This window comes from Variovorax sp. F042 (genome assembly GCF_057814215.1).
In genome coordinates, this window is record NZ_JBVASX010000008.1 from 76962 (window position 1) to 99636 (window position 22675).

20 protein-coding genes are annotated in these 22675 nt (G+C 65.8%); 6 read left to right on the top strand and 14 right to left on the bottom strand.

Translation table 11 applies throughout. From position 1 onward, the window contains the following. From ACZYSP_RS23095 to ACZYSP_RS23130, 8 genes are all read right to left on the bottom strand, one after another. Entirely contained in the window at positions 1–1677 is a 1677-nt protein-coding gene (locus ACZYSP_RS23095; RefSeq protein ID WP_489016795.1) for an amidohydrolase, read from the bottom strand. Continuing rightward, positions 1674–2711, bottom strand: a complete 1038-nt coding sequence (locus ACZYSP_RS23100) for an ABC transporter ATP-binding protein (RefSeq protein ID WP_093080756.1) — start codon at positions 2709–2711, stop codon at positions 1674–1676. The genes ACZYSP_RS23095 and ACZYSP_RS23100 overlap by 4 nt, the downstream gene beginning before the upstream one ends. Then, on the bottom strand, positions 2708–3754 hold the full coding sequence (locus ACZYSP_RS23105) for an ABC transporter ATP-binding protein (RefSeq protein WP_489016798.1): 1047 nt from the start codon (positions 3752–3754) through the stop codon (positions 2708–2710). Before ACZYSP_RS23105 ends, ACZYSP_RS23100 begins: the two co-directional genes overlap by 4 nt. Then, complete coding sequence (locus ACZYSP_RS23110) at positions 3754–4671, bottom strand: ABC transporter permease (protein WP_177142483.1); 918 nt, start codon at positions 4669–4671, stop codon at positions 3754–3756. Before ACZYSP_RS23110 ends, ACZYSP_RS23105 begins: the two co-directional genes overlap by 1 nt. Next, positions 4668–5645, bottom strand: coding sequence for an ABC transporter permease (locus ACZYSP_RS23115; protein ID WP_307617707.1), 978 nt, complete (start codon positions 5643–5645; stop codon positions 4668–4670). The genes ACZYSP_RS23110 and ACZYSP_RS23115 overlap by 4 nt, the downstream gene beginning before the upstream one ends. Positions 5646–5657: 12 nt before the next feature. Continuing rightward, positions 5658–7262, bottom strand: a complete 1605-nt coding sequence (locus ACZYSP_RS23120) for an ABC transporter substrate-binding protein (protein ID WP_093179643.1) — start codon at positions 7260–7262, stop codon at positions 5658–5660. A 197-nt stretch (positions 7263–7459) separates the two neighbouring features. Continuing rightward, a complete protein-coding gene (locus ACZYSP_RS23125) occupies positions 7460–8950 on the bottom strand; it encodes an NAD(P)/FAD-dependent oxidoreductase (protein WP_097198561.1) in 1491 nt (496 codons plus the stop codon). Between the two features lie 62 nt (positions 8951–9012). Beyond that, positions 9013–9408 (bottom strand): nuclear transport factor 2 family protein, encoded by a 396-nt coding sequence (locus ACZYSP_RS23130; protein WP_093058459.1) that lies wholly within the window; start codon positions 9406–9408, stop codon positions 9013–9015. Positions 9409–9545: 137 nt separating this feature from the next. Between ACZYSP_RS23130 and pdxR the strand changes: the two genes are divergently transcribed. The 4 genes from pdxR (at position 9546) to ACZYSP_RS23150 (ending at position 13966) form a co-directional block, all read left to right on the top strand. Continuing rightward, the gene (gene pdxR, locus ACZYSP_RS23135; protein ID WP_093080746.1) at positions 9546–11084 is read left to right on the top strand and encodes a MocR-like pyridoxine biosynthesis transcription factor PdxR; all 1539 of its coding nucleotides are present in this window, start codon (positions 9546–9548) and stop codon (positions 11082–11084) included. Positions 11085–11251: 167 nt separating this feature from the next. Next, on the top strand, positions 11252–12265 hold the full coding sequence (gene tauA, locus ACZYSP_RS23140) for a taurine ABC transporter substrate-binding protein (protein WP_093058457.1): 1014 nt from the start codon (positions 11252–11254) through the stop codon (positions 12263–12265). A 26-nt stretch (positions 12266–12291) separates the two neighbouring features. Then, on the top strand, positions 12292–13080 hold the full coding sequence (locus ACZYSP_RS23145) for a taurine ABC transporter ATP-binding protein (RefSeq protein WP_489016803.1): 789 nt from the start codon (positions 12292–12294) through the stop codon (positions 13078–13080). Beyond that, positions 13073–13966, top strand: a complete 894-nt coding sequence (locus ACZYSP_RS23150; RefSeq protein WP_426389632.1) for an ABC transporter permease subunit — start codon at positions 13073–13075, stop codon at positions 13964–13966. Before ACZYSP_RS23145 ends, ACZYSP_RS23150 begins: the two co-directional genes overlap by 8 nt. Here the strand turns inward: ACZYSP_RS23150 and ACZYSP_RS23155 are convergent. Further along, positions 13884–14897: a LysR family transcriptional regulator gene (locus tag ACZYSP_RS23155; protein WP_093080739.1), complete on the bottom strand. Its 1014-nt coding sequence runs from the start codon at positions 14895–14897 to the stop codon at positions 13884–13886. The genes ACZYSP_RS23150 and ACZYSP_RS23155 overlap by 83 nt on opposite strands. A 148-nt stretch (positions 14898–15045) precedes the next feature. Here ACZYSP_RS23155 and arr point away from each other — a divergent pair, with 148 nt between their 5' ends. After that, complete coding sequence (gene arr, locus ACZYSP_RS23160; RefSeq protein WP_093058453.1) at positions 15046–15441, top strand: NAD(+)--rifampin ADP-ribosyltransferase; 396 nt, start codon at positions 15046–15048, stop codon at positions 15439–15441. A gap of 181 nt (positions 15442–15622) precedes the next feature. On the opposite strand, the gene ACZYSP_RS23165 is transcribed toward arr, so the two are convergent. Together ACZYSP_RS23165 and ACZYSP_RS23170 are read right to left on the bottom strand one after the other, a co-directional pair. Continuing rightward, positions 15623–16168, bottom strand: coding sequence for a hypothetical protein (locus ACZYSP_RS23165; RefSeq protein WP_489016806.1), 546 nt, complete (start codon positions 16166–16168; stop codon positions 15623–15625). 353 nt (positions 16169–16521) lie between these two features. Next, a complete protein-coding gene (locus ACZYSP_RS23170) occupies positions 16522–17928 on the bottom strand; it encodes an MFS transporter (protein ID WP_489016808.1) in 1407 nt (468 codons plus the stop codon). 98 nt (positions 17929–18026) lie between these two features. Here ACZYSP_RS23170 and ACZYSP_RS23175 point away from each other — a divergent pair, with 98 nt between their 5' ends. Further along, a complete protein-coding gene (locus ACZYSP_RS23175) occupies positions 18027–18899 on the top strand; it encodes a LysR family transcriptional regulator (RefSeq protein WP_093179654.1) in 873 nt (290 codons plus the stop codon). A gap of 390 nt (positions 18900–19289) precedes the next feature. Here ACZYSP_RS23175 and ACZYSP_RS23180 read toward each other — a convergent pair whose 3' ends face one another. The 3 genes from ACZYSP_RS23180 to ACZYSP_RS23190 all read right to left on the bottom strand — a co-directional run bounded on the left by ACZYSP_RS23180 (position 19290) and on the right by ACZYSP_RS23190 (position 22571). Continuing rightward, positions 19290–20450 (bottom strand): serine hydrolase domain-containing protein, encoded by a 1161-nt coding sequence (locus ACZYSP_RS23180; protein ID WP_489016811.1) that lies wholly within the window; start codon positions 20448–20450, stop codon positions 19290–19292. A gap of 268 nt (positions 20451–20718) precedes the next feature. After that, the gene (locus tag ACZYSP_RS23185) at positions 20719–21588 is read right to left on the bottom strand and encodes an SDR family oxidoreductase (protein ID WP_489016813.1); all 870 of its coding nucleotides are present in this window, start codon (positions 21586–21588) and stop codon (positions 20719–20721) included. A 41-nt stretch (positions 21589–21629) separates the two neighbouring features. Further along, positions 21630–22571, bottom strand: coding sequence for an NADP-dependent oxidoreductase (locus tag ACZYSP_RS23190; RefSeq protein WP_489016815.1), 942 nt, complete (start codon positions 22569–22571; stop codon positions 21630–21632). Positions 22572–22675 lie beyond the last annotated feature (104 nt).

Below are 22675 nucleotides of genomic sequence, written 5' to 3' on the forward strand. Positions count from 1 at the left end.
TCAAGCCCTTTGCGCCTCGAACACGCGGCCCGACAGCACCGTGCCCCACACGCGCGCGTCCTTCAGCGCCATCGGATCCATCTCCAGCGGATCGTCTTCCAGCACGCAGAAGTCGGCGCGCTTGCCGCATTCGATGCTGCCGATCTCGCCGTCGAGCTTCAGCGTCCACGCCGCACCGAGCGTGATGGCGCGCAGTGCCTGCGGCACGCTGATGCGCTCGGCCTCGCCCAGCAGCCGGCCCTTGGGCGTGATGCGGTTCACGGCGCACCATGCGGTGAAGAGCGGACCGAGCGGCGTGACGGGCGCATCGGAGTGGATGGCCAGCGGCACGCCCGCCGCCAGCGCGCTGCCGCAGGCGTCGAGCCGGTTCGCGCGGTCGGGGCCCATGGTCATTTCGTAGTGCTGGTCACCCCAGTACCAGATGTGGTTGGCGAAGAGGTTGGCGCACAGGCCCAGCGATGCCATGCGGCGGAACAGCGGCGCGTCGATCATCTGGCCATGCTGCAGCGTGTGGCGGTGGTCGGGGCGCGGGGCGCGCGCGAGCACGCGGCCGATGGCGTCGATGGCCACCTCGCTGGCCTCGTCGCCGTTGGTGTGAGTGTGGATGGTGAGGCCGGCCCGGTGATAGGTCTCGAAGTCGGCCTCGTACTGTGCGGGAGCGGTCACCCAGATGCCGTTGGGTGCGCCGTTGAAATGCCCCGGCCAGCGCAGCCGCGCCGAGAAGCCCTGGATCGATCCGTCGAGCATCATCTTCACGAGACCGTAGCGCAGGCGGTCGGTGTTGCGCGGCACCAGCGCCTTCACGTGCTCCGCGCCCTGCGCGGCGCCATGCGTGCCGTGGAAGGCCTGGAACGCGGGCAATATGCGCACGCCGAAGCCGTCGTCCTGCGTCACCGTCTCCAGCACGCCGCAGTCTTCGGGCGTGAGCTTGTTGACGAGGTCGGTCGCGGTGGTCACGCCCTGCAGGCAGGCCAGCCGCGCGAAGGAGCGCACGCCCGCTTCGGTCATCGGCGCGAGCAGGCCGGCGTTGCCGATCTTGCGCAGCACCAGGAACATGGCAGCCGGCTCCTGCAGCTCGCCGGTGGGCTCGCCTTCGCTGGCTCCGTCCGCGAACTTGACCACGCCTTCGACCTCGTTGTCGCGCGTGATCTCGGCGATGTTCAACATCGCGCTGTTGACGTTCATCAGGTGCCCGTTGGCGTGGCCGATGACGATGGGCCGCGTGCCGCTCGCGCGGTCGACGTGTTGCACCGTCATGCGCTCGCCGCCGAAGTAGATGGGATCGAACCCCCAGGCAATGAGCGGCTCGGTGTCGGGTACGCCGTCGGCCGTCATCTTCGCGGCCACTTCGCTCAGGCGCGATACCACTTCGCCCATCGAGCGCAGGCCACTCCACACCTTGCCTTCGGGGTCACGGCGGTCGAACCAGCCGAGGTACGTCCAGTCCCACATGCTGCCTTCCTTCAGGTGGCAGTGGCCTTCGACGAGGCCGGGCATCAGCACCTTGCCGGCAAAGCGCTCGTCGAGCGTGAAGGGGCCCCAGCCCTGAATGTCCGCCAGCGCGCCGACGGCCAGCACACGGCCGTCGCGCACCGCCACGTGAGTGGCGTGCGGCTGCATCGGGTTCATGGTGATGATCTTGCGGGCGGGGTAGACGGTGGTGTTGCTGGTGCTCATGGCGATATGGGAATCGAAAGAGGAGGGCGCGGCAAGCCGTCGACGACATCGACGCGCCTGCAGCGTACCCAATGATCGGGCGCGACTTCGCGCAGCGGCGGCAGTTCGACCGCGCAGGCCGGCTCCGCCACGGGGCAGCGGCCGGCAAAGCGGCAGCCCTGCGGCGGGTTGATGGGGCTCGGCGGATCGCCGCTGAGCTTGATGCGGTTTGCCGCGCGCCGCCGCCCGCCGCTCACCGTGGGCACGGCCGACATCAGCGCCACGCTGTACGGGTGCAGCGGCCGCGCAAAGAAACTGCGCCGCGGCGCGCGCTCGACGATCTGGCCGAGGTACATCACCGCGATGTCGTCGCAGATGTGCTCCACCACCGCCATGTCGTGCGAGATGAAGAGATAGGTCAGGCCCAGCTCGCGTTGCAGTCGTGCGAGCAGGTTCAGTATTTGCGCGCGAATGGCGATGTCGAGTGCCGACACAGGTTCGTCGCACACCACCAGCTCCGGGTTGGTGGCCAGCGCCCGCGCGATGTTGATGCGTTGGCGCTGCCCGCCCGAGAACTGGTGCGGAAACAGATGCTGCTGCTCAGGCCGCAGGCCCACCGCCTCGAACAGCTCTGCCACGCGGCGCGTGCGTTCTTCCGGCGTGCCCACCCGCATCAGGTCGAGCGGCGCGCGCACCGCTGCGCCAGCCCTCTCGCGCGGATTGAGCGAGGAGAACGGGTCCTGAAAAATGATCTGCATGCGCGTGCGCGCCTGCCGCAATGCTTCGCCCTGCAGCGCGCCCAGGTCGGTGTCGCCAAGCCGCATGCGGCCCGAGGTAACGGGCGACAGCCGCATCACTGCGAGCGCGGTCGTGGTCTTGCCCGAGCCCGATTCGCCGACCACCGCGAGCGTGCTGCCGCGGCGCACCTCGAAAGAGACGCCATCCACCGCCTTCACCACCTCGGGCGTGCGGCCCCAGCCGGCCTTGCCGCGCGGAAAGTGCACCTTCAGGTCATCGACCGAAAGCAGCGTGTCGGTCTTGCCGATGAATGTCATGCGGCCTCTCTTTCGCGTTGGTCGAGAGCTTCGGCATGCAGCCAGCAGGCCGCGCCGTGCGGCACGCCAGCGGCCACATTGCCGTGCAGCGCGAACATCGGCGGCACTTCGGAGGCGCAGCGTGCCATCGCGCGCGGGCAGCGTTCTCGAAAGGCGCAGCCCGTGCCCAGCTCCCAGATCGAAGGCACCACGCCTGCGATCTCGGCCAGGTCTTCACGCGCATCGTCGTCGTACGCTGCGCTGCTGCCGAGCTCGGGCAGGCAATCGATCAGCCCGCGCGTGTAGGGGTGGCCGGGCTCCGACAGCACCTGCTCGGTTGTGCCCTGTTCGATGACGCGGCCTGCGTACATCACCATCACGCGGTCGGCCATCTCGGCGACCGCGCCCATGTCGTGCGTGATGAGCATGATGGCCGTGCCCTTCTCGCGCTGCAACTCGCGCAGCAGGTCGAAGATCTGCGCCTGCACTGTCACGTCGAGCGCAGTGGTGGGTTCGTCGGCAATGAGGATGTCGGGGCGACAGGCCAGCGCCATCGCGATCATCACGCGCTGGCGCATGCCGCCGGAGAGCTGGTGCGGGTACTCGTCCACGCGCCGCTCGGGCGCAGGAATGCCCACCTGCTGCAGCATCTCGATGGCGCGCTGCCTCGCTGCGCGTGCGTTCATGCCGGCATGCAGCTGCAGCGATTCGCCGATCTGGTCGCCCACGGTGAACACCGGATTCAGCGAAGTCATCGGCTCCTGGAAGATCATCGAGATGCGGTTGCCGCGCACCTCGCGCATGCGTGCATCGGTGGCCTGCACCAGGTCTTCACCCTGGAACAGCACCCGGCCGTCGCGGATGCGGCCCGGCGGCGAGGGTATGAGCCGCAGCAGCGCCAGTGCCGTCATGCTCTTTCCGCAGCCCGACTCGCCGACCACGCACAGTGTTTCGCCGGCGCGGATCTCGAAGTCGACCCCGTTGAGCACCAGCGCCTGGCCTCGGCGGGTTTTGAACTCGACATGCAGGTTCTGCACGCGCAGCAATGCGTCGTCGTTCGTCATCAGCGTTCCCTCAGTTTCGGGTTGAGGGCATCGTTCAGGCCGTCGCCGATCAGGCTCACGGCCAGCACGGTGATAAAGATCGCCGCACCGGGAAAGGCCACGGCCCACCAGCACGAGAGCACGTACTGCCGGCTGGAGCCGATCATCAGCCCCCAGCTCATCTGGTTCGGATCACCCAGCCCGAGGAAGGACAGGCCCGCCTCGAACAGAATCGCAGCGCCGATGGCCAGCGTGGCCGACACCACCAGAGGCGGCAGCGCGTTGGGCAAGATCACCTTCCAGATGATGCGAGCGTCGCGTGCGCCGATGGCACGCTCGGCCCGCACGAACTCCAGCCCGCGAAATTTCATGAACTCGGCGCGCGTGAGCCGCGCGGTGCCGGTCCAGCTCACGATGCCGATGGCCAGCGTCACCGTTACCAGCGTGGGCGAGAACAGCGTTACCACCACCATCGCGAACAGCAGCGCGGGCAGCACCTGGAAGAACTCGGTCAGCTTCATCAGCGCGGCATCGACTTTGCCGCCGTAGTAGCCCGCGAAGGCGCCGAGCGTAATGCCGATCAGCACCGAGAGCAACGCGGCCACCGCGCCCACCAGCAGCGTGGCGCGCCCGCCGTAGATCAGCGCGGTGAGCACGTCGCGGCCGAGATAGTCGCTGCCGAGCCAGGCGTCTTCGCTGAAGGGCGGCGTGAGCGGCGCGGCCTTGATCTCGAACGGATCGGCCGGGTAGACCCATGGCCCGGCAATGGCCACGAGCAGCACGACCAGCAGCATCGCCATGCCGGCGATGGCCGCGGGGTTGCGCAGGAACATGCGCATCGCTTCGACACCCGGGTGTTCGACGCGCACGGCGGGTTTTGCCTGGGCCTTGGAAGATGCGGCAGCAGCAGCGGTAGGCATCGTGATCACCTTGCTCATGAGGCCTTGATCCGTGGATCGATGAAGCGGTAGCACAGGTCGGTGAGCTGGTTCATCACCACCACCACGATGGAAGAGAACAGCAGCACGCCGAGAATCGTCGGATAGTCGCGCCGCAGCACAGACTCGAAGGCCAGCCGGCCGAGGCCCGGCCAGTTGAACACCGTCTCCACCAGAATGGCGCCGGCCAGCACGTTGCCGAACTGCAGCCCCAGTACCGTGACCACCGGCAGCAGCGCGTTGCGCAGCGCATGCTTGTAGAGCACCACGCGGTCGGCCAGCCCTTTTGCGCGTGCGGTGCGGATGAAGTCGGAGCCCAGCACGTCGAGCATCGACGAGCGCGCAAGCCGGCTGTACTGCGCGAGATACACCAGGCTCAGCGTGAGCGTGGGCAGCACCAGGTGCTGTGCCACGTCGAGCATGTCCGCGAAGCCGCCGGTGCCCGTCGAGTCGATGGAGCGCATGCCCGCGACAGGAAGAATCGGAAACACCGATGCCAGCAGGATCACCAGCATGATCCCCAGCCAGAACACCGGCGCCGCGAAGCCCACCAGCGACAGCACGGTGATGAACTGCGACAGCAACCCGTTCGGCCTGCGCGAAGACAGCACGCCCAGCGCAGTGCCCACGAAGAAGGCCAGCAGCACCGAGCTGAGCACCAGCAGCAACGTGGCCGGCACGCGCTCGGCGATCATGCTCGTCACCGGCAGGTTGAAGAAGTACGAATAGCCCAGGTCGCCCTGCGCCACCTTGCCCAGGTACACGCCCAGTTGCACCGGCAGCGACTTGTCGAGCCCGTACTGCGTGCGCAGCTGCGCCATCAGTTCGGGCGACATGCCGCCGCTGGCGCCGGCAATGGTTTCCACCGGGTCGCCCGGCGCCGCGTGCACCAGCACGAAATTGAGCACCACCACCGCGAACACCAGGCCCAGGGCCTGGAGCAGTCGCGAGGCGGTGTAGCGAAGCGTGCCCATGTCGTGCCCGCCTTACTTGATGTACACCTCGTCGAGCGGCGACAGCGGCCCCCAGATGGTGGTCGGCACGTTGCCCACCTTCTTGCTGGTGATGGTGTGGTACGGCACCTGGTTGATGAACTCGATGGGCAGCTCGTCGGTCACGATCTTCTGGAAGGTTGCGTAGTAGGCCTTGCGCTGCGTCGGGTCGATCAGGCCGCCTGCGGTGTTGAGCAGTTCGTCGACCTTCGGGTTGGCGTACGACTGCGTGTTGGTCCACACAATGGGCTTGATGTTGGTCGACAGGTAGGTGCGGTGCACGCCGATGATCGGGTCGCCCCAGTTGAACACCGCGTCCATCGACATGTCGAAGTCGTGCGAGGCCAGGCGCTTGGCCCAGGCCGGGAAGTCGGCCGAGGCGCGCACCTCCACCGTGATGCCCACTTTCTTGAGCTGGCCGCGGATGTACTCGGCCACGTTCTTCTGCTGGTCGTCGCCGCCGGGCAGGTAGTCGATGGTGAGCTTGAAGCGCTCGCCGCCTGCGCCTGCCTTGTAGCCCGCGGCGTCGAGCATTTCGCCGGCCTTCTTCAGGTCGAGCGGGTAGCGCACGAGGTCGGGCACGGCAAAGGGGCTGCTGGCCACCAGCGGGCCGTCGGACACGGTGGCAAAGCCGCCCATCAGCGCCTTGGTGATGAAGTTCTTGTCGATGGACGTGGCGATGGCCTTGCGCACCTGCACGTCCGACAGCGGCTTCTTCGCAGTGTTGAAGGCCAGCCAGTTGAGCGGGCCGATGCCGTCGTAGCCCTTGGGCGTGAGCGACACCCTGGGGTCGTTCGCGAAGCGCTTCAGGTCGGTGGGCAGCGTGGCGAAGGGCAGCATCTGGATGTCGCCGCGCTCCAGCCCGAGCACCAGGCTCGCCATGTCGGGCGTGACGTTGACGATGATCTTGTCGAGGTAAGGCTTGCCGGGCAGGAAGAACTTGTCGAAGCGCTCCAGCACGATGCGCTGCGCGGGCTTGAACTCGGTCACGCGGAAGGGGCCCGAGCCGATCACGTCGGTGGTGTTGCGCGGGTGGTTCTTCAGGTCTTGCCCGTCGCCGTAGATGTGCTTGGGAAGAATGGGGCACAGCGCCGGCGACATTGCCAGCACGATGGCCGGGTGCGGCACGCTCATGCGGATGATGGCCGTGTACGCATCGGGCGTTTCCACCTTCTCGACCGGGCCGAGCATGGTGGTGAACGGATGGTTGGCCTTGATGGCCATGATGGAGAAGGCCACGTCGGCCGAGGTGACGGGCTTGCCGTCATGGAACACGGCATCTTTGCGCAGCTTGAGCGTGAGCGACTTACCGTCGTCGGCCAGCTTCCACGACTCGGCCAGGTAGGGCTGCGGATTCCACTTGTCGTCGAAGCGCAGCGGGCTCGCGAAGATCTGCGTCGAGGGCAGGGCGGTGGCAATGCCCGACTGCACCGCGCCGTTCAGGTGCCGGGGCGTCTGCGTGCTGCCGATGACCAGCGTGCCGCCGCGCTTGGGCTCGTCGGCCGCGGAGGCGGGCAGCGGAAGCAGGGTGCTCGCGGCCAGGAGCGCGGCGGAAAGCAGTGTGGTACGGCGCGTGAAAAGAGAAAGCGGGAGCTGCATGACAAGACCTCGGAGAGTTCGACACAGGCAATCGGATTCGGCCAACGCCAACGCGAAGACCTTGTGTCGAAGATAGGCGCTTGGTACACACCGGCGAAGAGCCAACGCGGCACGACTCACAGGGCCAGAAGGGGCGGGTTTGCCCCGTTGTGCAGCAGGGCGTGCGCCACTTCGGTGAATGCGCGCAGGCGGTGCGCCTACTTCTCGTCGCGCAGCCAGTACCACTTGTAGAGCATGCGCTGGCCGATGCGCCGGAACGGCGCGAACGCGCGCGACTCGACCACCCCCAGCACGTTGGGAAAGGGCAGCGGCGAGCGGTAGATGGGCAGCTCGAACACGTCCTTGCCCGAGTCCTTGCCCGCCACGCGCTCGGCCAGCCGCTTGCCCGCCCAGGTCGAGAACGACACGCCGTTGCCGCCGTAGCCCACCGCGTACCAGATCTTCTTGCCGGCATCGGGCTGCGTGATGCGCGGCATCATGTCGTGGCTCATGTCGACCCAGCCCCACCACGAGTAGTCGATGCGGATGCCCGCCAGCGGCGGGAACTTGCGCGCGATGGCGTCGGTGAGCAGCTTCAGGTGCACCGGGCCTTCGGCGTCGGCGCCGCTCACGGCGCTGCGGCTGCCGATCTGCAGCCGGTTGCCCTTGAGCAGCCGGTAGTAGAAGCGCAGCGTGCGCGTGTCGGTCAGGAAGGTCTGCGACTTGAAGTTGGTGGCTTGCAACTCGGCATCGGTGAGCGGGCGCGTGACCACCGAGTTCGACAGGATCGGCATGATCCGGTTCTTCAGCAGCGGGTTGAGCGCCTGCCCCGTGTAGCCGCCGGTGCACACCGCCACGCGGCGCGCGCGCACCACGCCGGCGGGCGTCTGCAGGTGGTGCACGCCGTCGATGGTCTGCCAGCCTTGCACGGGGCTGGATGTGTGCACCGTCACGCCCAGCGCGCGGGCGCGCCGCATCAGGCCGAAGGTGAACTTCAGCGGGTGGATGCCCACGCCCTCGGCCTCGTACATCGCGCCGACGGTCTCGCGCTCGTCGCAGTAGTCGTGGCGCACTTCCTCGGCGCTCATCATGCGGGTGGCGTAGCCGAACTTCTCGCGCATGAGCCGTGCCTCGGCGTCGAGGCCGGCGAGCTTTTCGGGGCGGTGTGCGAGGTAGAGGTGGCCGCCGTCGTAGGCGTCGCAGTCGATCTGCGTGGTGAGGTGGCGAAAGTTCTCGAAGCCGCTGCGGATCTCGGCGTCGAGCCGCTTGGCGGTGTCGAGGCCCCAGCGTTCGATCCACTGCGAACGCTTGAGCCGGCCGCTCGCGTTCTGGCCCTGGCCGCCGCTGCGACTGGAGCAACCCCATGCGGCCTGGTTGGCTTCGAGCACGGTGGCGCGGATGCCGTGCTCCTGCGCGAGGTAGAGCGCGGTCGACATGCCGGTGGCGCCCGAGCCGATGATGGCCACGTCTACATCGATGTCGCGCAGCAGCGGGCCGTCGTCTTCCGGCGGCTCGCCGGCGCTGGCCACCCACCAGGTGGGTGCGTAGGCGCGGCCGGCGCCGGGGTCGGGTGCGCGCAGCGGGTCGTATTGCGGGTCGTAGGGGCGGAAGGGGGCCTGCGGCGGCTGCTGCTCGAACGCGGCGGCGTCGATGGCCGCGCTGGCGGTGGCCGTGGCGGAGGCGAACTGCACGGTGCCTGTCATGGTCATGAAGGGCTCCAGGAGAAGAGGAGAGAAGAGGGCCGGAAAGAAGTGGGCCGAGGCGTGCTTGCCTACTTCGCGGCGGGCAGGTTCGGGCGTGCCTTGCGGAACACGTTCTTCAGGTGGATCTTTCCGCCCTTGAAGGTGAAGACGTCGATGCCGTCGGTCTCGATGCGGCTGCCGTCGGCGGCGGTGCCGGTGAAGGTCCATTGCGAGGTGCCGAAGTCTCCGTGCACGAAGTGCTGGCCGTTGATCCATTGCGCGTCGGGCACGGCCTGCCATGCTGCGGCAAAGGCCTTGCGCACCGCCTCGGTGCCAACGTGGCGGGTGCCGCAGGCGTCGGGGCCGGCGGCGGTCTGGAAGATGCAGTCGGCCGTCATGAAGCTCATGAGGGCGTCGATGTCGTGGCGGTTCCAGGCGTCGCTGAAGGCGGCAAGGGTGTCGGTGGTCACGGAAGTGGAAGGCATTGCGGTCACGCGGGAACTCCGGAAATTGATGCGGCAAGAGTAGGCAGCCGCCTGCCGGCGCGATAGGGCCAGTTGGGAGGATTCGACCGAGCCAGAGCACCACGAACCGTGTGCGCTGCCCTAAACTGCGGCGCACCATGCCCCCGAATCCGCGAGCCACCCAGTGGGCGCAGCTCTTCGCGCTGCCCGATCAACCGGCGCTGCCGCTGCAGGCTCGTTTGCGCGCCGCCGTGGTGCAGGCCATTCTTGAAGAGCACCTGGCGCCCGGTGCGCCGTTGCCCTCGTCGCGCGAGCTTGCGGCGCTGCTGGGGCTGAGCCGCAATACCGTTACCTCGGCGTACCTGCAGCTCATTGACGAAGGCTTTCTGGAAGCGCGTCCGCGCAGCGGGGTGTTCGTGGCGCACGATGCCCGTCCGCTTTCAGCCGTTCATGCGGAGCCGCTGGTCGGGCGCAGCGGGCAGGCGAGCCAGCCGCCCGACTGGTCGGGTCGCGTGCTGCGTTCGCTGGTCGACAAGCCCACGCTGTCGAAACCCGACCGGTGGCGCGACTATCCGTACCCTTTTGTCTACGGCAACTACGACCCGCAGCTCTTTCCCACTGAAGACTTCCGCGAGTGCTGCGCGCGCAGCCTGGCGCGCTCGCAGCTGCCGCACTGGACGCCCGACTTCGAAACCGACGACGTGCCCGACCTGATCGAGCAGATCCGCACGCGCCTCTTGCCCAAGCGCGGCGTGTTCGCGCTCAAGGAAGAAATCCTCGTGACCATGGGCGCGCAGCATGCCTACTACCTGCTGGCCGAGGCGCTGTTCGACGAGCAGACGCGCGTGGGGCTGGAGGAGCCGGGGCATCCGCATGCACGCAACAGCTTCTCGCTGCGGCAGCCCAAGTGGGTGGAGGTGGATGTCGACGAAGACGGGCTGGTGGTCGATGCGCTACCGGCGGCGGACTACCTGTTCGTTACGCCCTCGCACCAGAGCCCCACGACCGCAACGCTGAGCCTCGAACGGCGCCAGTGGCTGCTGCGCAAGGCCGAGCTGCAGGACTTCGTGATCATCGAGGACGACTACGAAGCGGAGAACCTGTACGAAGGCACGCCCATGCCCGCGCTCAAGAGCCTGGACAAGACGGGGCGGGTGATCTACGTGGGGTCGGTGTCGAAGAGCCTGTCGCCTGCCTTGCGGCTGGGCTTTATCGTGGCGCCGCGTGCGCTCATCAAGGAGCTGCGCGTGATCCGGCATGCGATGGTGCGGCACCCGAGTGCCTTCCTGCAGCATGCGTATGCGCTGTTTCTCTCGCTGGGGCACCACGAGTCGCATGCGCGGCGGGTGAACCACGCGATGCAGGAGCGGCTTGCGCTGGCTGCCCAGGCGCTGCGGGACCATCTGCCCGATTTCGAGTTCCGACTGCCTTCTGGCGGGGCTTCGATCTGGGTGCAGGCGCCGACGTGGGTAGATGCCACGGAGCTGTCGCTGATGGCGCGCAACCATGGGGTGCTGATCGAGGCGGGCGATGTGTTCTTTGCCAAGCCGCCTTACCCGTGTCCCTTCTTCCGGCTGCGCCTGTCTTCGATTGCGGCTTCGCAGATTCCGGCGGGGATCCGGGCCCTGGGAATAGCGGTGGAAGAACTGGCTTTGGCGCGCGGTGAGAAGCGGCCGGCGGGCGGCCGGACCCACTGACCGGCTGGAGAGTTCGGGGGGAGACAACGCCCCGTCTGAGTGCCATGTGCACCAGAACAAGGGTATTCACCCATCGGCTGGCTCCATGCCCGCCCCGGTGCTGGTACTTCCTGGCTGGAGGCGATGCGTGCAAAGTCGCTGCGAGATTCACCTACTGGAGAAACCCGATGACCATGTCCCGCCGTCTCCCCCTGCAACTCGCCGTGCTGGCCACCACGCTGGCAGCCTTGTGCGGCACCGCTTCCGCACAGCAGGCCAAGGAACTCACCTTCGCCCACCAGGACATGCTGGTTCCACTGCGCCTCGTCATGGAGTCCGGTGAGGTCGAGAAGGCCACGGGCTACAAGATCAACTGGCGCATGTTCGCGGGCGGCGGCGACGTGATCCGCGCGATGGCTTCAGGCGACGTGCAGATGGGTGAAACCGGCTCAAGCCCGCTGACGGCCGCGGCCAGCCAGGGGCAGGACATCAAGCTGTTCTGGATCTCCGCCGACATCGCGAATGCGGAAGCGCTCATCGCGCGCAATGCATCGGGCATCAACAGCATGAAGGACCTGGCCGGCAAGAAAGTGGCCACGCCCTTCGTGTCGACCGCGCACTACCAGCTCATGGCCGGCATGAAGATGGACGGCGTCGACCCCAAGAGCGTGAACGTGATGAACATGCGCCCGCCGGAGATCGCGGCCGCATGGGAGCGCGGCGACATCGACGCCACTTTCATCTGGGACCCGGTGCTCTCGAAGATCAAGGCCAGCGGCAAGACCATCGCCACCTCGGGCAGCATCGGCAAGCGCGGCGCTCCCACCTTCGAGGGCATCGTGGTCAACGCCAAGTGGGCGGCCGCCAACGAGCCCTTCATGATCGCCTTTGTGAAGGCACTCAACCGCGCGAACGAGGAATACAAGGCAACGGGCAAGAGCTGGACGCCCGACTCGCCGCAGACCAAGGCCATGGCCAAGTGGACCAAGGCCGATCCGAAGGACGTTGGTGCGGCCATGGCGCTGTACACCTTCCCGACCATGGCAGAGCAGGTTTCGCCGACGTGGCTGGGCGGTGGTGCTGCCAAGGCGATGGCTAACACGGCGGCTTTCCTGAAAGAGCAGGGGCGGGTGCAGGAGGTGAAGCCTGACTACGGCGCGTTCGTGACCACTACTTATGTCGAGAAGGCAATGGGCAAGTAGCAACGAACGGAAAGCGGAGATCTGAAATGCCCACGCTAGACATCCGAGACCTGACGGTCAACTACGCGGTAAAGGGCGGCACGCTGCAGGCGCTGGCCCCCGTCAACCTGACGATGCATGACGGCGACTTCGTCGTAGCGCTAGGTGCCTCGGGCTGCGGCAAGACCACGCTGCTCAACAGCATCGCCGGCTTCCTGCCGCCATCGACCGGCGAGATCCTGCTGGACGGAAAGCCGGTAGTCGGCCCCGGCGCTGATCGCGGCGTGGTGTTCCAGAAGCACGCGCTGATGCCCTGGCTCAACGTGCGCGACAACGTGGCGCTGGGCCTGCGACTGGCCGGCGTGGGCAAGGCCGAGCGCGACCGCATCGCTGAAGAAAAGCTGGGCCTCGTCGGCCTGCAGAAATACGCCGATCGTGCGGTGTACGAACTGTCGGGCGGCATGCAGCAGCGCGTTGGCATTGCGCGCGCACTCGCGAGCGACCCGGCCGTGCTGCTCATGGACGAACCCATGGGCGCGCTCGATGCTTTCACGCGCGAACAGGTGCAAGAGATTCTTCTGCAAGCCTGGTCCAAGTCGAACAAGATGGTGTTCTTCATCACCCACTCGGTGGAAGAGGCGCTGTTCCTCGCCACCCGGCTGATCGTGATGAGCCCGAGCCCCGGGCGCATATCGCACGTCTACGACGACGTGCCTTTCTCTCGCCAGTACCTGTCGCACGGCGACTCGCGCAAGGTGAAGTCGGAGCCCGAATTCATCCGCATGCGTGAAGAAGTGCTGTCGATCATTCATCATCGCGAGGTTGCCCATGTCTGAGGTGTCGATCGCATCCCCCGTCGCCATGACGCCACCGCCTTCCAAGCCCGCCACCCCGCCAGTACTGCCTGCACCCGCAGCAGGCGCCAAGCTCAAGACCAGCGCCTTCAAGGTGCCGGGCGAAGGCTCGAGCGTGACCATCAGCATCGTCACCGTTGTGGCGTTGGTGGCGCTGTGGTTCATCGTCACCAACATGGGCTGGGTCAAGCCTCTGTTCCTGCCCACGCCGCAGGCGGTGTTCCAGCAGTTCTACGAATACCTCACCGGCCAGGCCAACGACAAGCCGCTGTGGCAGCACTTCCTGGCCAGCATGTTCCGCGTGTTCTCGGCCTTCTTCCTGGCCTGCGTCACCGCCATTCCTGTGGGCATCGCGATGGGCATGAGCCGCTTCTGGCGCGGCATCTTCGATCCGCCGCTGGAGTTCTACCGGCCGCTGCCTCCGCTGGCATACCTGCCACTCATCATCATCTGGTTTGGCATTGACGAGCTGCCGAAGGTGCTGCTGATCTTTTTGAGTTGCTTCGCGCCGCTGGCGCTGGCTGCGCGCTCGGGCATGCGCAGTGCATCACAAGAGCAGATCAACGCCGCGTACTCGATGGGCGCGAGCTACATGCAGGTGATCCGTCACGTGATATTGCCGTCGGCACTGCCCGACATCCTTGTGGGCATGCGCATCGCCATCGGCTTCGGCTGGACAACGCTGGTGGCCGCCGAGATGGTGGCGGCCAACATGGGGCTGGGTCAGATGGTGCTGAACGCGTCGAACTTCCTGCGCACCGACATCGTCATCATGGGCATCATCGTCATCGGGGTGGTTGCTTATCTGTTCGACCTGCTGATGCGGTGGCTCGAGCGACGTCTGGTGCCCTGGAAAGGGCGCATGTAGTCGGTGCCATGTGCACGGGCTGCTGTGGCGGCAGCGCCGGGCCTTCGGCCAGCGCGCCCATCGATTGCTCCAGGAAGTCGAGCATCGCGCGCATCGCGGCGCTGTTGTGGCGGCGCTGCGAATACGCGGCATACAGCCAGTGCTCGCGCGGCATGTGCTCGCGCAGCACCGGCACCAGCGCCCCGCGCTCCAGGTGCGACTGCGCCAGCGGCTCGGGCACATAGGCCACGCCCACGCCACGCAGAGCCAGCTCGATCAGCGCCACGGCGTCGTTGGCTTCCATGCGGCTGTGCACCGGCACGTCGTACGGCTTGCCGCCGGTCTCGAAGGGCAAGTGGGTGGTCGGCTTCGCCGAGAAGCTCAGCACATCGTGCCGGCCCAGGTCTTCGGGCGTCTGCGGCATGCCGCGCTGGGCCCAGTAGGCCGGCGTGGCGCAGACCACCATGTCGAACTGCACCAGCCGGCGCACGATCAGGTTCATGTCGTCGATGCGCCCGCCCGTCAGGTGGATGTCGATGCCTTCCTCGATCAGGTCGAGGTTGTCGTTGGTGAACACCAGGCTCACGTACACATCGGGATAGAGCTTGATGAACCCGGCGATCACGTCCGAGAGCCAGCCGGCGATAAGCCCGTGCGGCGCGCTCATGCGTAGCCGACCGCGCGGATGCGAGCCGTGGGCCTGCAGGTCGTTCAGGGTGTTCTCGGCCATCGTCACCAGTTGCGTGCTGCGGTCGAGCAGCACCTGGCCGGCATCGGTCAGGCTCAGGGAGCGGGTGGAGCGGTTCAGCAGGCGCACGCCGCTGCGGGTTTCGAGCTCTGCCACATAGCGGCTCACCGTGGCTTTCGACATGCCCAGCGAAATCGCCGCGCGGGAGAAGCTGCGCCGGAACGCGACTTCACGGAATGTTTTGATGAGATCGAGGCCGTCCATGGTGGAGGCATTGTTCCAGCATCGAGGATGAGGCCGTGGGGTGTAGGGGCATACCCAGGCCTGGATCGGACTTCACGCGAGACGGCTTCCGTGACGATCGACACGAGTAGACTCCGCGGCTTTTCCTTTCTGCAGAGGAGCGAGCTGCATGGCTATCTTGGACGCCGGCCCCTACTTCCACGGTACGCGGGCGGACCTTCAGGTGGGCGATCTGCTCACGGCCGGCTTTCGGTCAAACTACGACGGCCGCGTCGTCATGAACCACATCTACTTCACCGCCTGGCCCAAGGGCGCCGGGCTGGCTGCCGAAATGGCTAGGGGCGACGGCCGTGGCCGCGTCTACATCGTCGAGCCCACGGGCGCCTACGAGGACGACCCCAACGTCACCGACAAGAAGTTTCCGGGCAATCCCACACGCTCGTACCGCAGCCGGGAGCCGCTTCGGATCGTCGGCGAACTGGAGACCTGGGAACCCTTCGATCCGGAGTACATCCGGCAGCTCAGGGAGCGCGTACGCGTTGGCATGGGAGAGATCATCAACTGAATCCCGCCTGCCGTGCCGCGCCGGGTAGCGAACGGAGATGGACCGGGTTGTTGACCGTCTTGGGCCTCTCGGCGCCACTGCTGTGCGGCGGAATTCGGCCAGAAGCGTTCCCCCGCGGCCGACGTTCGAAGCTGAGGCAGGCAGCCGCAACGAGTTCAACCCACAGGTCTACGGCAGTTGGTCATTTTGGATCGATGACATCAAACTCGAACTTCACCGGAGCGGAGTCTTCGACGTAGGCGCTGATCAGGTAGTGGCCGGCAGGATCGCCATCGGCCACGTCCCAAGACTTCGAAATGGTGCCGTCGTAGATGGTCAGGGTCACGTCCAGCGAAATGGTCTTGCGATCCGCCGACGTACCGTAAGGCTGGCCACCGCTGCCCCACGTCTTCGGGGTTTCCGGCAATGTCACGCGTTCGAGAACGCGGACCTTGCCAGATTTCCGGTTGAGTTTCAGGATCCAACCGTAGTTTTGGTTGATCGCCCGTGGCACGGTGTTCGAAACCTTGAAGTCCAGCACGTCGTTGTTGGGCGCGAGCTTGAAGAGCCCAAAGACCGCATCGAGCGGGCACGCTCCATTCGCTGTCGGGGCGACGGCGCAAGCTTTGAACACGGTGGCATTGGATTCAGCAATGGATCCATGCGATGCGGCGCCCGTTGTTTGAGCGCCAATGTGGGTGCATGCGACCGCGGCGAAAAGAACAGGAAGGTGGCGTGAATATTTCATGGCAGATGAGGCTTGGCAAGCGACTGTCAAACGATCAAACCTTGCATGTCTTGTGGCATAGGTTGAGCCAGGAGCGAGCTCGACCTTCGATGCGAGATGCGCCCGCCATGCTCTCCCGGCGAAACGCAGCAGCAGGATTGCCAGCGAGGCCTACTTGAATGTAAGGCTCAAGGGTCGGCTCCCGTCAAACAGGCGTACCCGGCGGAATCCTAAGCGTCCGCTTTCGAGAACGTCGCTGGGCCCTTTGCGCAGACTTCCCGTGCGGCCAGAACCGGACGCTCTTCGATGGCTGCTTTGCCGCCGTATCGATTGGGAGATAGCCCTGCGAAGGTCTTGCTTGTGAACGCTGGTGCTCACAGATTGGGCTGTCGTTTTCCATCGATTGCACTGTCTTGGCTTGATATGCCGAACCAGCACAGTACGAAACCAGCCAGCAGCAAGGCTGCTGCCATGGCAATTGCACGGTGCATACCTTGCATGAAGACGGCAGGCTCGGTGCCCCGGACCAAAAAGCCGCAGACAGCCACACCGAGCATGCCGCCCACCTGGCGTGCGGCATTGAGCACACCCGAGGCAATACCGGTCTGCGCCGGAGCGACCGATGACAAGGTCAGATTGGTCAAGGTCGGGACCATCGTCGCGATGCCACTGGAGGCAATCAGCATGGGCGCGATCAGCCAGCCATAGGCACCCTCGATGCTGACGGGCCATAGCAAGGCGTAACCGAGAGCTGCCCAGGACATGCCGAAGAGAAGCAGCCCCCTTGCACCCATTCGGCCATTCAGCCGACCGACGAAGATGCTCACCGCCATCAGCACCGCCGTCATGGGCAGAAAGGCCAAGCCGGTCTGCAACGGCGAGAGATGCTGTTCGATCTGGAAGAACAGGCTGAAAACAAAGATCAGGCCGTAGTACGCGAAGTTGATGATGGCACCGCACACCGAGGCCAGCGTGAAGCGTTGCAGCCGGAACAGCGTCAGCGGCAGCATCGGTGCGGCGCTGCGGGACTCGATGGCGATGAAGCTGGCCGCCGATGCCAAGGATAGCAGCAGGCCGCCATAGACCCAGGGGTGTTCCCAGCCCAGGCTGCCCGCCGCGCTCAGGGCATAGGTCAGGGCCGCCAGGGCAAGGCAGGCGGTCGCCTGGCCGGGAAGATCGAGCCCGCGTTTGGGGCTTGCTGAGCTGCGTTGGCCGGACTCGGCATGGCACCAGCTCAGATACAGGCCGAGCAAGCCGATAGGAAGATTGACCAAAAAAATGCTGCGCCAGCCGGCATGGCTCACCAGCACCCCGCCCAACACCGGCCCTGCCGCAAGGGCGATGCCGCCTGCTGCGCCCCACCAGCCCACAGCCCGGCTGCGCTGCGCGGGGTCTGGAAAGGCCTGCTGCAGCATGGACAAGGAATTGGGCACCAGCATCGCCGCGCCAAGCCCCTGCGCGATGCGCGCGAGGATCAACGCCGCCAGGCTGGGGGCCAGGCCGCAGCCCGCCGAGGCCAGGGTAAAGAGCGCGAAGCCCAGCATGAAGACGCGCTTGGCGCCCAAGCGGTCGCCCAAGGCGCCGGCCGACAGCAGCAAGGCGGCGAAGACCAGGGTGTAGGCATTGACCACCCATTGCAGCCCGGCAATGTCGGTGTCGAAGCTCTGGCGCAGTGCGTCCAGCGCCACGTTGACAACACTGACATCGAGTAGGACGACCACAAAGCCGATGGCAGCGGCCGCCAGCGTACCGCGTGAACGCGCACGGGATATGGAAAACATGGCAGGCATTCGAGAGAGCTGGAAGGCCTCGATGCTGGGCTTGATGGAGCTTTGCGTAAATTCCCTAAAATCGCACATATCCTGGAGAAAACGCACTGATGATGGACTGGGAAAGTTTGCGCCACTTCCTGGCGATCGCGCGCATTGGCACACTCTCCGGCGCTGCCCGCGCCCTGCAGGTGGACCATGCCACGGTCAGCCGCAGATTGGCCTCGTTGGAGTACGAGCTGCAAGCCGCCTTGGTTGACCGCCTGCCCCGTTCCTGCCGGTTGACGCCGCTGGGTCATCGGGTGTTCGAACAGGTGCAAGCCATGGAAGATGGGGCCTATGCCATCGAGCGGCTGCTGCATGCAGCGCGTGCGCCGCTCGATGGCAAGGTCTCACTCAGTGCGCCCCCTGTCCTGGTCACGCAGCTGCTAGCAAGCCACATGGCCGAGTTCAGGCGTCGTCATCCGGGGCTCCAGCTTGCGGTCTCGGCCCAGGGCCAGCAGGTGTCGTTGATCCGGCGCGAAGCCGATGTGGCGCTGCGTCTCGTGCGGCCCAAGGACGCCAGCTATGTCGTGCGGCGGATCGGCCGGATGCACTTCGGGCTGTATGCCAGCAATGACTATGTCCATCTTCAGCGCCCGGCCGAATGGGAGTTCGTCGCCTTTGACGCGCAGTTCGACGAGATGCCGCAGCAGCAGTGGCTGCTGGGACTGGCCGACGGCCGCCGGGTAGCCTGCACACTGAACGACATTTCCAGTCACTTGGCGGTTGCGCGGGCCGGCGCTGGCGTGGCCGGATTGCCGCGCTTTCTCGGCGATGTCGATCCGGGTCTACAGCGGCTGGAGCCGGACGGCAAGCCCTTCTTCCGCGACATCTGGCTGCTTGTGCATCGGGATCTACGGCGTAGCGCATCTGTGCGTGCCGTGATGGACTTCATCGCACAGATCGTGACTGAGCAGCCAGCACTACGGCTAGCCATATAGAGCGGCCGTGCCCCTGCGGAGCGCCTGCTCCAGATCAGTTGCGCGAATTCGCGAGTTCAGGTCGACCGGTCGCGCTGCAGTGCTGCCGACCAAATGGCTCGACCAAGAATGGCCGCGACTGTGGTCAGCTTAGTCGGGTTTCCGGCGACCGGTTGGACATACCGTCAGACGATCTTGGGTCGAAACCTGAAGTCCACTTCTCGACGCCACGAAAGTCAGGTATCCGGCGAGCCACGTGCCGCGGCCTATGTCGCCCAAGCGGATGTAGCGAGTGCAACGTGGGCCATCGCCAAGCGGCCAGTCACCGTAATAGGCGTTTCGCGAAGATCGCCCGGTGTTTCGCGGTTCAATTAAGCGCTGACAGCATGGACGCCAGTCACGGTATCCGAGTCACAGGGACGGTGAGATAGCCTGCAGCACATCGTTGAACACGCCGTACTGCAACTTGAATGCCTGCGGGCTGTAGTCCTGGTAGTAGCCTGCCGTCACGGCAACGACGAGATCGAGCTCGGGCACGATTCGGATCGATTGCCCGCCTCGACCGAGCGCACCAATCCAGCGGACTATTCGTCGGTGCGCTCTGGCATGGCCGCTCCACCAAAGGTAGCCGTAGTCCTGGTCGTCCGTTGCCTTGATGAGCGACGCGGTGGAAGCTTCGATCCAGCCCTTCGACACGATCTGGCGTCCATCCCAGCGACCGCCCGCCAGCACGAGCTGTCCGATCTTCGCCATATCCCGTGGACGCATGCGAAGGCCTCCGCCGGCGTCGCTGTCTCTGCCCATTCGGCTCCATTCTTCGCCGGAGATGCCCAGGGGCTCCAGCAGGCTCGTTCGCGCGAACTCGTCGAGCGGTCTGCCGGTGGCCCGATGCAGGATCGCCGATATAAGCGCCAGCGCGCCGGTACTGTAGAAGAACTGCTGCCCAGCCGCCGCCACAGTTCGGCGCGTGAGCACGTAGCGACACGGATCTCCCGAAAAATACATGCGCGTTTCGTCGTTCGCGAGATCGCCGGTCGCGGGCGTTGACTCGATCCATTCGAGGCCGAGCGTCATGCCGAGCGCGTGCCGCAGCAACAGGCGATCCGATTCTGGCGTTCGCAGGTCTGCGAGTTCGGGGAAGAAGCCAAGGATCGGCTCGTCGACGCCATGGATCAGCCCCCGGTCGATCGCGATGCCGACGGCGAGCGACGCGACGCTCTTCGTCGCTGACTTCATTGCATGGCGCATGCCGGCGTTGAAGACGACGTTCTCCACACGGCTGCCGAAAAAGCTGGTCGGCACCTGATCGCTGCCTTGGAGGTAGCGCTCGAAAACGAGCCTGCCGCGATGCACGACAAGAACCGAGTGAATGTTCGAGCCCGAAGCCGCAAGCCGATCGGCCATCTTGCTGAGTGCGGTGGTGTCAACGAGCTTGTCGTCGTCGCCCGCGGCGATGTTCCAGCCATCTTCTCGCGACGTTTTTGCGGCGAAGCCTCCGATCGAATGGGTGCACGCTGACACGCCGAGTGAGGCGAGCGCAGTGCCAACAAGAACGAACTCACGGCGTTTCATGGCACGTCGACGGTGGAAGGTGCATTGATGTTAAGCAGCGAAGGCTGCGCGCGTCAATCGCTTGCTCCTCCGAGTTAACGATCCCACACCTTTTTAATGAGGATAGAGCATCGCCGAAGCAGCCATTCGCGATTGGCCGCTTATGGCCGATAGTACTCACCCGCGCTTTGCCGCCGAATGCCAGCAACCGCTGCGCACAGAACGGACATCAGATCCCCAGAGCGCAGCGTGTGATGCAGTCCCAGCCGACATACGCGAAGCACGCAGCCTACGACGCGGCAACAGCCTCCTTGACGAAGTCGGTGTACTTGCGCAGAGGACGCCCGAGGATGGCCTGCAGGCGATCCGCGGCGCCGTCCGCGCCATGCATGCCGAACTTCTGGATCCCGGCCATCATCAGGCGCATGTCGTAGGCAAGCCAGGACGGCCCCGATGTGGCCATCTGCGCTTCGAAGGTCGCCACGTCGTCTCCGCCGTAAGCCACTTCACGACCGAGCGCAGCACTCCAGATTTTGGCCACCGACTCTCCGGTCAACAGCTCGGGCCCGACCAGCTCCAGCGTCACGCGTGGTGACGGCGCGGTCGCGCGATCGCGGCGCAGCAGTTCGGCGACGGCGGCGTCCGCGATGTCTCGTGCATCGATCATCGCGACGCCCGTGGAGCCGATCGGCATCGGGTAGACGCCGTAGCCCTGGATCACCTGCTGGACCATGCGCTCGTTCTGCATGAAGTAGGCCGGCCGAAGGATGGTTGCCGGAATGTCGAGGCTCTCGATCATTCGCTCGACCGTGTGCTTGCCGGTGAAGTGCGGCACATCGGTGAACTTGTCCGCATGGATGACCGAGAGGTAGACGATGCGCTCGATGCCAGCTTCGCGCGCCAGGTTCAGCGCGACGAGGGCCTGGGTCACTTCGTCGGGCGTGACGGCGTTCAGCAGGAACAGCGTGCGCACCGACGACAGTGCCGCGCGCAATGAGGGCACGTCGGTCAGGTCGCCGACGACCTCCTTGACGCCGGTCGGAAAGCTCTGCTTTCCGGGTGTGCGAACGAAGGCACTGACTTCGGCGCCGGCACTGGCCAGGCCTTGGACGACGAGGGAACCGATGGTGCCGGTGGCACCGGTGACGAGAATGCTCATGGAAATCTCCTGGGAGGTTGGTGGGGGGATGAAAAGATCGATCAGCGCGAGAAGTCCGCAACGACCTTGCCGATGCGCGGGTCGGTGCGATTGCGTTCGATGGCCATGGGGATGTCGCCGAAGCCCACGACTTCGTCGAGCTTCGAAATCAGCGTGCCTCCGGCGATCTCTGCCGCCAGCCGTTCCAGGAGCGCCGCGTCAGGCTTGCTCATGAACCACAGTCCGCGGCGGCCGGGGGGCGTGCGTGCCAGGATGTCGGGCGAGGACGTGCCGACGATCGCGCCGTCCTTTGTCAGCACCTGCCACGAGCGATCGAGCACTTCGCCGCCGACGTAGTCGAGCACAAGGTCGATGTCGCGCGCGACCGACTCGAAGCGTTCGGTGCGGTAGTCGATGACGTGGTCTGCGCCCAGGCTGCGCACGTACTCGACGTGGGCGGTAGACGCCGTCGCGAAGACTTCGGCGCCTGCCTGCTTGGCGTACTGCACGGCATAGCCGCCCAGCCCTCCGGCTGCACCATGGATGAGGATTCGCTGGCCTGCGGCGATCGGACCTGCGTGGTGCAGGCTTTGCCAGGCGGCCACGGCCGCGACGGGGACGGCGGCCGCATGAACGTCGTCCAGGCCTTGCGGCGTGCGCACGAGCTTCGCCTCGTCGACTGCCACGAACTCGGCATAGGCACCCAGGCCGCCCAGCGGGCCCATGACGCGATCGCCCACGCGAAAACGCGAGGCGCCGGAGCCAAGCGCTTCGACGACACCCGCAAGCTCGATACCCAGCACGGCGGGCAGTTGAAGCGGGAATGCGTCCCGAACGAAGCCTTCACGAATCTTCCAGTCGATGCCGTTCACGCCGGCCGCCCGGACGCGCACCAGGACCTGGCCCTGTCCGGCCGTGGGCCTCGCGGTCTCGGCGACCTCGGCGGCGGCAGCACCGCCATAGGCCCGGATAAGCACGGCACGTTGAGTGATGGTGGTGGTCATTTCAGTTTTCTCCTGTTGAAGTTGCGGTAAGGAGAAGATAGGCCGTTGCATTGTTAAAACGAAGGCCAGAAAATGAAGACACCTTGTTTCAATTACGGAACACC

Bases quoted from the DNA above. Each gene is read 5' to 3' on its own strand.
- ACZYSP_RS23095 (WP_489016795.1), bottom strand. From the start codon at position 1,677: ATGAGCACCAGCAACACCACCGTCTACCCCGCCCGCAAGATCATCACC.
- ACZYSP_RS23100 (WP_093080756.1), bottom strand. From the start codon at position 2,711: ATGACATTCATCGGCAAGACCGACACGCTGCTTTCGGTCGATGACCTG.
- ACZYSP_RS23105 (WP_489016798.1), bottom strand. From the start codon at position 3,754: ATGACGAACGACGACGCATTGCTGCGCGTGCAGAACCTGCATGTCGAG.
- ACZYSP_RS23110 (WP_177142483.1), bottom strand. From the start codon at position 4,671: ATGAGCAAGGTGATCACGATGCCTACCGCTGCTGCTGCCGCATCTTCC.
- ACZYSP_RS23115 (WP_307617707.1), bottom strand. From the start codon at position 5,645: ATGGGCACGCTTCGCTACACCGCCTCGCGACTGCTCCAGGCCCTGGGC.
- ACZYSP_RS23120 (WP_093179643.1), bottom strand. From the start codon at position 7,262: ATGCAGCTCCCGCTTTCTCTTTTCACGCGCCGTACCACACTGCTTTCC.
- ACZYSP_RS23125 (WP_097198561.1), bottom strand. From the start codon at position 8,950: ATGACCATGACAGGCACCGTGCAGTTCGCCTCCGCCACGGCCACCGCC.
- ACZYSP_RS23130 (WP_093058459.1), bottom strand. From the start codon at position 9,408: ATGCCTTCCACTTCCGTGACCACCGACACCCTTGCCGCCTTCAGCGAC.
- pdxR (WP_093080746.1), top strand. From the start codon at position 9,546: ATGCCCCCGAATCCGCGAGCCACCCAGTGGGCGCAGCTCTTCGCGCTG.
- tauA (WP_093058457.1), top strand. From the start codon at position 11,252: ATGACCATGTCCCGCCGTCTCCCCCTGCAACTCGCCGTGCTGGCCACC.
- ACZYSP_RS23145 (WP_489016803.1), top strand. From the start codon at position 12,292: ATGCCCACGCTAGACATCCGAGACCTGACGGTCAACTACGCGGTAAAG.
- ACZYSP_RS23150 (WP_426389632.1), top strand. From the start codon at position 13,073: ATGTCTGAGGTGTCGATCGCATCCCCCGTCGCCATGACGCCACCGCCT.
- ACZYSP_RS23155 (WP_093080739.1), bottom strand. From the start codon at position 14,897: ATGGACGGCCTCGATCTCATCAAAACATTCCGTGAAGTCGCGTTCCGG.
- arr (WP_093058453.1), top strand. From the start codon at position 15,046: ATGGCTATCTTGGACGCCGGCCCCTACTTCCACGGTACGCGGGCGGAC.
- ACZYSP_RS23165 (WP_489016806.1), bottom strand. From the start codon at position 16,168: ATGAAATATTCACGCCACCTTCCTGTTCTTTTCGCCGCGGTCGCATGC.
- ACZYSP_RS23170 (WP_489016808.1), bottom strand. From the start codon at position 17,928: ATGTTTTCCATATCCCGTGCGCGTTCACGCGGTACGCTGGCGGCCGCT.
- ACZYSP_RS23175 (WP_093179654.1), top strand. From the start codon at position 18,027: ATGATGGACTGGGAAAGTTTGCGCCACTTCCTGGCGATCGCGCGCATT.
- ACZYSP_RS23180 (WP_489016811.1), bottom strand. From the start codon at position 20,450: ATGAAACGCCGTGAGTTCGTTCTTGTTGGCACTGCGCTCGCCTCACTC.
- ACZYSP_RS23185 (WP_489016813.1), bottom strand. From the start codon at position 21,588: ATGAGCATTCTCGTCACCGGTGCCACCGGCACCATCGGTTCCCTCGTC.
- ACZYSP_RS23190 (WP_489016815.1), bottom strand. From the start codon at position 22,571: ATGACCACCACCATCACTCAACGTGCCGTGCTTATCCGGGCCTATGGC.